Source organism: Paenibacillus sp. MAHUQ-45 (assembly GCF_058133325.1).
On record NZ_JBYUPV010000012.1, the window covers coordinates 206812 to 218547 of the forward strand.

Sequence of the window (11736 nt, forward strand, 5' to 3'; positions counted from 1 at the left end):
CTTTTATTTAGTTTAGCTTCTGTTTGAAAATGCTTTCATAAATTACAGTATAAATAGTCCTTGAAGGAAATATCGCGAGGTATAATTCCGGGTTATGCAGCGATACTGAGGTAAACATAAGGGGAGGTTATACGAACATGAGCAAGAACAAAAAAAGATTATCTCTGATGCTGACATCTATGATGGCGCTTTCGCTTGCGCTCACCGCTTGTGGTGGAGGCAATACCAACAATGAGAATGCTTCCGGGAACGGTGGTAAATCAGAAAAGCCAGTTGAACTGATCTGGTACACGATCGGGCCCCCACAAAAGGACATGAACATGGTTGTGGACGAGGTTAACAAATATATTCAGCCTAAGATCAACGCAACTCTGAAAATGAACATGATTGATTTCGGTGACTATACACAAAAAATGCAAGTGAAAGTCGCTTCTGGCGAGCCGATGGATCTTATGTTCACCAGCTCCTGGGCTTTCGATTATGTACAAAATGCCCGCAAAGGTGCATTTATGGAACTGGATGACTTGCTTGAGAAATACGGCAAAGGCATCAAAGACACCATTGACCCTGCTTTCCTGGAAGGTTCCAAAGTAGATGGTCATAACTATGCGGTGCCTGCGAACAAAGAGCTTCCAGCCCAAGAAGTATGGCGCTTTAATAAAGACCTGGTGGACAAGTACAAGCTGGACATTGATAAAGTCGACTCCTTAGAGAGCCTAGAGCCGCTGCTGAAGACTATCAAGGAAAATGAGCCTAACATCACGCCTTATGCGATGGTGAAGGATTTCATGCCGGTACTGCCGTTCGACTACATCATCGAGAAGATGCCGATGGCTGTATATATGGACACCAAGGACTATAAAGTCGTGAACATTCTGGAAACACCGGAATTGAAAAACAGTCTTGAAACCATTCGCAAATATTACAAGGCAGGTTATATTTCACCTGAGGTAGCAACAACGACTTCCGTAGACGATCTCTACAAGTCCAGCAACTGGTTCATGGATCGTGCAACCAGCCAACCGATGGCAGACAACCTGTGGTCAGCGAGCTACGGCTATCCGGTAGTCTCAAAACCAGCCAGCAAGCCGTACGTTTATAACTGGTCTGTTATGGGTTCCATGCAGGCTATCTCTGCCAACTCACCTAACCCAGATAAAGCTATGGAATTCCTGAACTTGCTGAATACCGATCCGGTACTTCGCAATATGATCGATTCCGGGATTGAAGGTGTGCACTATGAGAAAGTTGGCGAGAACCGGATGAAGAACTTGCCGGAATCCAAGAACTACGATATGCCTACCTTCTCGCTCGGTAACATCATGCTTAACTACCTGAACGAAGAAGACCCTGATGATAAATGGGAACTCTTCAAGAAATTCAACGATTCCGGTGTGAACGCTCCGCTCCTCGGATTCAACTTCGACACTTCGAAAGTAACAAGTGAGATTGCAGCTGTTCAGAACGTGAAGGAAGAATTCTGGGCGCCGCTGATGACCGGAACTGTAGATCCGAATGAATACCTGGCCAAGGCCAATGAGAAATTTAAAGCCGCTGGACTGGACAAGATCATTGCCGAAGCCCAATCGCAAATTGATGCTTGGAAAGCGGCGAACAACAAGTAATACATCATTGGAACAGAAGACGCGGGCGGGGTGAGACTCTTGCCCGGTCTTCTTTACCATTCAGGAGGGATTCACTGTGAGAATGGCCCGAGAATTTTTCGGAAATATCAACAAAAACAAGGTTATGCTGTTTATGGTTCTACCGGGTACCCTTTGGTTCCTCTTCTTTTCATATCTACCGATGCTAGGGACGGTTATCGCTTTTAAGGAGTATCGCTTTAGTAGAGACGGCTTTTGGGCCAGTATCGTCAACAGCAAATGGGTGGGGCTCGACAACTTCAAGTTCCTGTTTACCACCAATGATGCCTATATCATTACACGTAATACGCTGCTCTATAACGCGGCATTTATTATAGTAGGACTAGCTTTGTCTGTTCTGCTGGCAGTCGTGCTATCGGAAATCGTTAATAAAAAACTCGCTAAGGTCTATCAGACCGGAATGTTCCTGCCTTATTTTCTGTCATGGGTTGTCGTCGGCTACTTTGCCTTCAGCTTCCTCAGCTCCGAACGTGGCATGCTGAACCAGATTATGGGCTATTTCGGTGCGGAGTCTGTGCAATGGTATTCGGAAAAGAAATATTGGCCGCTGATCCTCATCCTCGTATATCTATGGAAAGCCGTCGGCTACAACAGTGTCGTCTATCTGGCTGCCATTATGGGGATCGACAAGTCACTCTATGAAGCGGCGATGATCGACGGGGCCAGCAAACTCCAACAGATCCGCAACATTACGCTGCCGCTTTTAAGACCGATTCTTACCATTATGACCCTGCTTGCTGTAGGGAAAATTTTCTATGCCGACTTCGGCCTCTTCTATCAGGTGCCTCGTAATTCCGGTACCTTGTACAGCGTCACGAACGTTATTGACACCTATGTCTATCAAGGTCTCAAGAGTACGGGTGAGATTGGCATGAGTACAGCGGCAGGTCTTTATCAGTCGCTCGTCGGGTTCACGCTCGTCATGTTCTCGAACTATGTGGTGCGCAAATACGACAAAGACAGCGCATTGTTCTAAATCACCTGAAAGGAGTGTGCCCATATGTCATCAATTACGCGTAAAGAACGCGATTTTCATCAATTGTCCAAACCAATGAATGTGTTATTTAACTTGATCGCCGGAATTTTTGCCTTTCTCTGCGTATTTCCGTTTCTGTTCGTTGTCATCATCTCCTTCACCGATGAAGGAGCGCTGGCAAGAGACGGCTACCGGTTAATCCCGTCCAAATGGAGCCTCGGAGCATACCGTTATGTTTTTGAGTCCGGGGATATGCTGCTTCGTTCCTATGGCGTTACTATTCTAGTTACTGTGCTCGGAACGATCGTCAGTCTGTTATTGATGTCTTTTTATGCTTATGCTATTTCGCGTAAAAGCTTCCGGTATCGTAATTTCTTTTCGTTCCTTGCTTTCTTCACTATGCTGTTCAACGGTGGTTTGGTACCGACTTATATCGTAGTCACTCAATTGCTGCACCTGAAGGATACCATCTGGGCGCTGGTGCTGCCGCTGGCTGTTAACGCGTTCTATATTATGATCTTGCGAACGTTCTATACGACCAGCGTGCCTGACGCTATTATCGAGTCGGGTAAAATCGACGGAGCCGGCGAGTTCCGGATTTTCCTCACGCTAGTGCTGCCGTTGTCGCTGCCAGGTCTGGCTACGATTGCGTTGTTCAGCACACTTGGCTACTGGAATGACTGGTTCAACGCCCTACTCTACATCGACACTCCGAATCTCGTACCGCTGCAATCCATGCTAATGCGAATCGAGACCAGTATGCAGTTCCTATTACAGAATTCACAGAACAGCTCGCTCAGCCTGGAAGCCTTGCGCTCGATGCCACAAGATACTTCTCGTATGGCGATGGTCGTGCTGGCTACAGGACCGATTATTTTCGCTTATCCGTTCTTCCAGCGCTATTTCATACAGGGGCTTACTGTAGGTGCGGTGAAAGAGTAATACATCTGAAAGTCTAAACATTTTCCGCAATGTTACCCCTGTAATTTTCCTGAGATCAATCTTAATCATTCGATAACATATATAAAAGGAGAGTATATTCCTTGGAACAATTCAGACTACCCAAAATAGCGATGCCACAACTTACTTTGCCAAAAGCAGTGCAGGAAGTGCTGGCGGAAGCTGAAGAAAAGCTGGCCCATCGTCCGAAGCTGCTACAGCTGTTCAAGAACTGTTTCCCAAATACGCTGGAGACGACCACAAAGCTATTGGATGACGGAACAACCTTTGTCATTACCGGAGACATTCCAGCTTCGTGGCTGCGCGATTCGGTAGAACAAGTAATTCATTATGTGCCACTGGCCAAGAATGATCCGGACTTGCAGCGCATCATCGGCGGGTTGATCAAGCGGCATATCCAATACATCCATGTTGATCCTTATGCGAATGCATTCAACGAATCAGCTAATGATTGGCACTGGAATACGACGGATGTGACTGAGATGTCGCCGTGGGTGTGGGAGCGGAAGTTCGAGATTGATTCGTTGTGCTTCGTGATTCGCCTGGCCTACACGTACTGGAAAGAGACAGGACTTACCGATTTCTTCGATGCCGGATTCAAGTCGGCCCTGCGCCTTATCGTAGATCTGTTCAAAAGAGAGCAGCATCATTTTGAGCAGTCTCCATACCGCTTCACTCGCAATAATGGCATTCCTGAGGACTCGCTGCGTAATGGAGGACTTGGCATGCCGGTCAACTATACCGGAATGATCTGGTCCGGCTTCCGCTCCAGTGATGATGCTTGTGATTTCCACTACAACATTCCAGGCAACATGTTCGCTGTGGTGGCGTTGCGTCAGATGCAGGAATTTGCAGAGTGGGTCTTCCGCGATCTCGATTTCCTGGCCGAGCTGAAGGAACTTGAATTCGAAGTGGATCATGGTATTAAGCTATACGGCATTTACCGTCACCCTGAATTTGGGCCGATTTATGCTTATGAGACAGATGGCTTCGGGAACTACTGTCTGATGGATGATGCGGGAACACCAGGACTGATCTCCATCCCTTACCTGGGGTATACCACAGCGGATGATCCAATATACCAGAACACGAGACGGTTCGCTCTTAGCAAGGAGAATCCGTTCTACTTTGAAGGAACCGCCGCTAAAGGTATCGGCAGCCCACATACACCGAAGGATTACGTCTGGCATATGGCCTTGTCCATGCAGGGCATTACGGCACAATCTGCTGAAGAGAAGCTGGAAATGATCAAGCTATTGGAAAGCACTGACGCTGGAACAGGATATATGCATGAAGGGTTCCATGCTGATGATCCGTCTGTCTTTACGAGAAGTTGGTTCGCTTGGTCGAACAGTCTCTTCTCGCAGCTCGTCTACCGGGCGATGAAAGAAGGGATTCTGTGAGCGCGACAGGAGTGATTGTTTTTTGTGATCCGCTGTTTCCGGGAGAACTTGCAACTGGAGCTGCGCAGGGAATTGAGACAGGCTTGCTGGGTGTCTCCGTGGCATCCGTTAATGGCCACGGGCTAGCGGAAGCGCTGGATACTGCTCCGGCAGGCGGGGTCTTCATTAACCTGCATGCGCCATACTTTCCTAAGGCAGCCTGGCCTTCTATTGTAGCTTTTTTGCAAAGAGGTGGGGGTTTGATCAGCGCTGGAGGCGCACCGTTCAAACATCCGGTGACCTGGGAAGCTGGGGAGTGGCATATCGAAGCAGAGCAGACGGCCTACCACCGTCAGCTTCATATTCATGAAGCGCTGCGGGTGAGCAGTAAGGAACGGGTCAGCGAGTATACCTCGCACCCGGATATCCCGCTCTTCGCTGGGCAGGAGCAGCTTCTGCCGGTTGCGAACACTTGGAATCTAGTACCGCATGTCACGAAGAGCAGTGATTTGCCAGAGCAAATGGGCTCTAGTGGACCGATGGATACGCGGATTTATGCGCTGCTGAAGGGCGTGTCGGCACAGGGGCGTGAAATCTCGGCTCCGGCGGTATTGTGGGAGCATGTCGGCGGTCCCTTTAAGGGAGGACGCTGGCTGTTCATTAACCAGCCGCTGGGGCAGAGCTTCTGGGAGAACGGTGGTGCGACAGCTTTGGCGGGCTGGACTGCTTTTGCCGCCAAGGGTGTAACCGAGCTGTGGCTGAAGTCGAATTATGCTTCCTATGAGCCGGGAGAACGTCCAGTGCTGAGTCTGCAAAGCCAGAACCTGAGCCGCAAGGCGTCCTCATCCAAGGAAGCTACTGAGTGGAAGCTATCCTTCACCCTGAACAAAGAGGGTGAAGAAGCTGGCGCTCTATTCAGCCATACGTGCGAGGTGAAAGTCACCCGGGAACTGAACATCCTGCGGATTCCAGTTCCAGTCGAGCTTCAACCCGGGCTGCACCGGCTGGTCTGCCGGGCGGAGTCAGAGGATGGAGAAGTACGCGTGCTGCTCCAAGGCCTGTGGGGCCATGATGAAGCCCTGCTGTCACAAGGTGAGCCCGTTTCAGCTGGCAGAGATTATTTTGTGAAGAATGGAAAGCCGTTGCCGGTGGTGGGCATGACTTATATGACCTCCGACGTAGCACGGAAGTTCTTGTTCCTGCCGAATGCGGACGTATGGGATCGGGATATGGCACAGATGAAGAAGGCGGGAATTAACTGGATTCGGACGGGGATTTGGACGGCTTACCGTAATGTAATGCAAGTGGATGGGCATGCCTCAGAAGAAGTACTGCGGGCCATTGACGCCTTTTTCCTGACTGCGAAACGGCATGACCTGCAAGTGACCTTCACCTTCTTCTCCTTCACACCAGAGACCTGGGAGGGTACGAATCCGTATCTTGATCCCCGCAGTGTGGAGGCTCAGAAGCGGTTTATTCGCTCAATTGTCTCCCGGCATCGTTCTACGACTCACGTGGATTGGGATCTTATTAATGAACCGTCGATGTTCGACCCGCCGCGCATTTTCTCGGACGGACCTAGCTCGGCCAGAGATATCCATGAGATCAAGGCCTTCTCAGCTTGGCTGGAAAAGCGTCACGGGAACATCTCCACTTTGCAGGAGCACTGGAACATGACACCACTGGAGCTGCCGGACTTCGCGGCTGCCCGTCCTCCAGAGCAAAGTGATATTAACTTCAGCATCCAGGATATTCACTCAGGCAAACGCGGTACGCGCTGGCTGGATTACTGCCTGTTCTCGATGGATATGCATAATGTCTGGGCGCAGGAGCTGTACGGAACGATTAAAGAGTTGTGTCCAAACCATATGGTTACCGTAGGCCAGGACGAAGCACTTGGTGCGCAGCGGCCATCGCCTTTCTTCTATGAACAGGCTGTGGATTACACGACCGTTCACACCTGGTGGCTGAACGACAGCCTGCTCTGGAGCGGCATCTTCGCCAAAACGGCAAACAAGCCGAATTTGGTTCAGGAGACTGGCATTATGTACGTGGAGACACCGGACGGACGGGCTAAACGGAGCGAGGAAGAACTGCAGTCCATTCTGGAGCGCAAATATGCGTATGCTTTTGCTACCGGTGGCGCTGGTGCCGTGCAATGGATCTGGAACACGAACTTCTATATGGACAATGCCAATGAATCGCAGATCGGCGCGGTTCGTGCGGACGGTACAGAGAAGCCTGAAGCTGATGTGTCTTATGATTTCGGCCGTTTTATCGGCGAAGCCGGAGGCGTGTTCGACGGACGCAAGCTGGAGGATATCGCTGTTATTTTCCCGTATTCCAATGATTTCTCCAACCGGAAGCTGGCTTACGATGCCACTACACGATTGACGCGGATCATGTCCTATCAGTTGCATCTGCCTTTCCGTGGAGTGTCGGAATATGATCTGGAGGTTCTGGAAGCCCAGCCGCCGAAGCTGATCATGCTGCCAAGCGCGCACAATCTCGATAATGAGGCGATGAAGAAACTGTTGTCATTCGTAGAGCGCACTGGAGCGACCTTGCTGGTAACTGGCAGCCTTGGCCTTGACGCGTACTGGCAGCCAACGGATCGTCTGGATCATTTGCTGGGTCGCCGGGAGCTTCACAATGTACGTAGAGAAGAGCGGCTGAACCTGAATGGGTTGACCTTCCCTGTGTCCTACGGACAGCGGCGGATTGCAGAGCTTATTAAAGAAGTGTCTGTGCAGGAGGTTCCGAAAGCCACTTCTCAATCTGTACAAGGTGATGCTGTAGTGGAAGTAGCTGTAGGCAAGGGGCGGTTGATCTGGAGCCCGCTACCGCTGGAGCTGAATGAACGGGATGAACCGATTGCGGCATTGTATCGCTATGCGGTGGCAGTTTCCGGAGTACGCGCAGAACTCGAATGGCAGGCCTCAGGTGATCTGCCGGGTGTCTACGGGCGGAAGCTCGACTTTAGCGAAGGAGCACTCTTTGTCTTTGTTTCGGAGTATGCCTGGGATACCGAGGTCAAAGTGAAGGATGTCGGAACAGGTACCGTGTACAGCTTTGTTTTGGAAAAAGAGCGTTCGGTGCTGTTCACGACCGATGCAGAAGGACACCTACTGTCCGTATATAGACCTGATGAAGTAACGATAACAAGCCACAAAGGCTGAACTAGAGAGGAGAGATGGATTTATGGCTAAAAAAAGAACAGCGCATATCGTATCCCACACGCATTGGGACCGGGAGTGGTATTTGCCTTACGAGAAGCATCATGTCCGTCTGATTCAACTGGTGGATGCACTCCTGAAGAAGCTTGATGAGGGATCGGCCTTTAAGAGCTTTTACCTGGATGGACAGACGATCATTCTGGAGGATTATCTCCAGGTTCGCCCGGAGAACAAAGAGAAACTGGAGCAGTATATCCGTGAAGGACGAATTCTGATTGGACCTTGGTACATTCTGCAAGATGCGTTCCTGACGAGCAGCGAAGCTAATGTGCGCAACATGCAGATCGGACACCAGGATGCTGAGAAATTCGGAACGCCGTCCAAAATCGGTTATTTCCCTGATACCTTTGGTCTGACCGGACAAATTCCGCAGCTGATGCTGCAATCTGGAATCTCCAACGCGTTCTTCGGACGCGGCGTGAAGCCAACTGGCTTCAATAACACCGTCTCCGACGGCGATTATGAATCCTCCTATTCCGAGCTGATCTGGGAGGGTCCAGATGGTTCTAAAATTCTCGGTATCCTGTTCGCTAATTGGTATTCCAACGGCAACGAGGTTCCAGTAGAAGAAGGGGCCGCCAAAGAATTCTGGGACCGTAAGCTTGCAGATGCTGAGAAATATGCTTCGACTAGCGAGCTGATGTTCATGAACGGATGCGACCACCAGCCGCTGCAGACTGATCTTCCGGAAGCTATTGAGACGGCAAAGGCTTTATACCCGGATACAGAGTTCGTTCATTCCAACTTCCCGGATTATCTGGATGCTCTGAAAGACAGTCTGAAAGATGAGCTTTCTTCTGTCAAAGGCGAGCTGCGTAGCCAGCGTACCGACGGATGGGGCACCCTGGTTAATACGGCCTCAGCCCGTGTCTATCTGAAGCAGATGAATCAGAAGGGACAGACTATTCTGGAAAAAGTGGCAGAGCCTTTGGCCTCTATCGCTAAGCTTGCAGGACAATCTTATCCACATCATCTGTTCACTTATGCTTGGAAGACGCTGATGCAGAACCATCCACATGACAGCATTTGCGGCTGTAGCGTGGATGAAGTGCACAGAGAAATGGTTACCCGGTTTGATAAAAGCCGTCATGTGGCCGAAAGCATTGTAGAGGATAGCGGCCGGTTTATTGCTGAAGCCGTTGATACTTCTGGCTATAGTAAATTCGGCAATGATGCTGTGCCATTTGTCGTTATGAATACAACAGGCTGGAACCGTACTGGTACGGTCAGCGTGGAATTGGATGCAGCGCGGTTGTACCTGCGTGAAGGCTTCTCTTTGGAAGAGACCGCTCGCCGCATGCGAGAGGTTTCCCTCGATGGACATCAATTGGTGGATGAGAACGGCATCGCTGTATCCTACACTATCGAAGACCTCGGGCTGAGCTTCGGCTATGATCTGCCAGACAATCAATTCCGTCAGCCTTATTCGTGCCGTAAAATCAAACTTACGTTTGAAGCGTCTGATGTACCTGCGCTTGGTCTTCGTACCTATGCTTGGGTGAAGTCGGCCGAGCCGGCTCCTGCCTTTGTATCCTTATTGGATGCAGCGCGAGTGCTTGAGAACGATGGAATTAAAGTGGAGATTGCCGATGATGGCTCCTTTACCTTGCACGATAAGAACAGCAATACTTCATATAATGATCTTGGCGTGTATGAGAATACCGGCGATATTGGTAATGAATACATGTACAGACAACCGGACGGCGAGGTTCCGCTGACCACCAAAGGCTTGAAAGCCGAAATTCGTGTGCTTGAAGATACTTCTTTCCGGGCTGCGATTGAAATACTTCATGACTGGGAGATTCCAGCCTCAGCTGATGAATTGCTGGACGCAGAGCAGCGGGCCCTAGTCTATTACCCGGAACGTAAGGCACAACGCAGCCGTGAGACCGTTACGTTGAAGCTTCGTACCGTACTGTCACTGGAACGTAAGGGCAGAGGTCTGTCTATCGAATCTACTATTAATAACAACGCTAAGGATCACCGGGTACGGATGCTGTTCCCGACCGATCTGGTAACTGATGTGCACCATGCTGACTCTATGTTCGAAATTGCTACGCGGGATAACGTTCCGGCGAGCGAATGGCTGAACCCGAGTAATACCCAGCATCAGCAGAACTTTGTTGATGTCAGCAGTGACCAAGCCGGACTTACGGTTGCTAATCTAGGGCTGAATGAGTACGAGATCTTGCGGGATGGCCGCAATACAGTGGCTGTTACCCTGCTGCGCAGCGTGGGCGAACTTGGAGACTGGGGCTGGTTCCCGACACCGGAAGCCCAGTGCTTGGGCGAGCATACGGTACAGCTGCAGCTAATTCCGCATAGCGGGGATCGCATTGCGTCCGGAGCATATACTGAGGCTTATCAATTCCAGGTGCCTTGGACTGTCTTCCAGACAGGGGTTCATGAGGGTAAGCTTGCCTCGGGCTATGCACCTTTCCAATGGAAGGGTACAGCAGCCGCATTTTCCTCTGTAAAAATGAACGAAAAGACTGGCGACCTGCTGGTTCGCTGGTACAACATGGCTGAGCAGCCTTTAGAGCTGGCTCTGGACGTCATTGCTCCGCATGAGCATCTGTATGAGACGACTATTCTGGAAGAGCGCACGGCGCCATGTGCAGATCCTGGAGATCGTCCGTATTCATTGAAGGTCGGTCCTTTCGGGATTGCGACCTATGGAATTCAAATTGGGGACGCACAGTAATAACGAAGTACGGAATGTTACCTTTAAAGCCAGTTTCCATCGTGGATGGAGACTGGCTTTTTCAAATTAAAGAATGTTTGAATTTGAAAGCTACAGTGATTGAAGTATTAATCAAAAGGGTAATGGGGCATAGTAGGGGAGATCACCTCCCAAGAGCTACTGAGTTTAATGATGGACATTCTTTATAGAAGGAACATAAGTGTGTCTTCTTACGAATCACTGAAATGCAGTGCTGTTGGCAGGACATGCAAAACCTTGTATACAGGGATAAATGGTCATGGCGCGGGTAATATTAAATAAAATAATAAAAAACACTTGCAATGGTCTTTTATCCATGGTATATTCTAATTCCGGCCAAGAAATAACGATGCCGAGCTCGAAAAAAGAAATTAAAAAAAGAGCTTGACATTAAAACGCCGGACATGATATAGTATAAGAGTTGCTGCTGAGACATTGAGTGGACAACGAGAACAGCTTGATCTTTGAAAACTGAACAACGAGTGAGTATCGAATTCACGCAAGTGAGTTCACAAATGAGAATTTAATTCTCGTCAGATGTTTCAAAATGAGCAATCGCTCTTTTCGATAAGTTTTCGGATGGTTATTTTCTTGGAGTAATTTCGAGGAAGTGAACGCTCGAAAAAACCTATTTGGAGAGTTTGATCCTGGCTCAGGACGAACGCTGGCGGCGTGCCTAATACATGCAAGTCGAGCGGGGTTGATTTGAAAGCTTGCTTTCAAATCAACTTAGCGGCGGACGGGTGAGTAACACGTAGGCAACCTGCCCCACAGACTGGGATAACTACCGGAAACG

Annotated in this window: 6 protein-coding genes and 1 rRNA gene; all 7 read left to right on the top strand. The window is 49.6% G+C overall.

The genetic code is table 11. The features are described 5' to 3' along the window. Positions 1 to 137 precede the first annotated feature (137 nt). A complete protein-coding gene (locus AC3Y23_RS23250; RefSeq protein ID WP_379203525.1) occupies positions 138 to 1625 on the top strand; it encodes an ABC transporter substrate-binding protein in 1488 nt (495 codons plus the stop codon). Positions 1626 to 1707: 82 nt separating this feature from the next. Then, positions 1708 to 2640, top strand: coding sequence for an ABC transporter permease (locus AC3Y23_RS23255; RefSeq protein WP_379203559.1), 933 nt, complete (start codon positions 1708 to 1710; stop codon positions 2638 to 2640). 24 nt (positions 2641 to 2664) lie between these two features. Then, positions 2665 to 3582, top strand: a complete 918-nt coding sequence (locus tag AC3Y23_RS23260) for a carbohydrate ABC transporter permease (protein ID WP_379203527.1) — start codon at positions 2665 to 2667, stop codon at positions 3580 to 3582. 101 nt (positions 3583 to 3683) lie between these two features. Continuing rightward, positions 3684 to 5003 carry a glycoside hydrolase family 125 protein gene (locus AC3Y23_RS23265; RefSeq protein ID WP_379203529.1) on the top strand — a complete coding sequence of 440 codons (1320 nt, stop codon included), beginning with the start codon at positions 3684 to 3686 and terminating at the stop codon, positions 5001 to 5003. Further along, positions 5000 to 8161: a beta-galactosidase gene (locus tag AC3Y23_RS23270; RefSeq protein WP_379203531.1), complete on the top strand. Its 3162-nt coding sequence runs from the start codon at positions 5000 to 5002 to the stop codon at positions 8159 to 8161. Before AC3Y23_RS23265 ends, AC3Y23_RS23270 begins: the two co-directional genes overlap by 4 nt. 22 nt (positions 8162 to 8183) lie before the next feature. Beyond that, complete coding sequence (locus tag AC3Y23_RS23275; protein ID WP_379203533.1) at positions 8184 to 10922, top strand: alpha-mannosidase; 2739 nt, start codon at positions 8184 to 8186, stop codon at positions 10920 to 10922. A gap of 647 nt (positions 10923 to 11569) precedes the next feature. Beyond that, positions 11570 to 11736 (top strand): 16S ribosomal RNA (locus AC3Y23_RS23280); the annotation flags it as partial.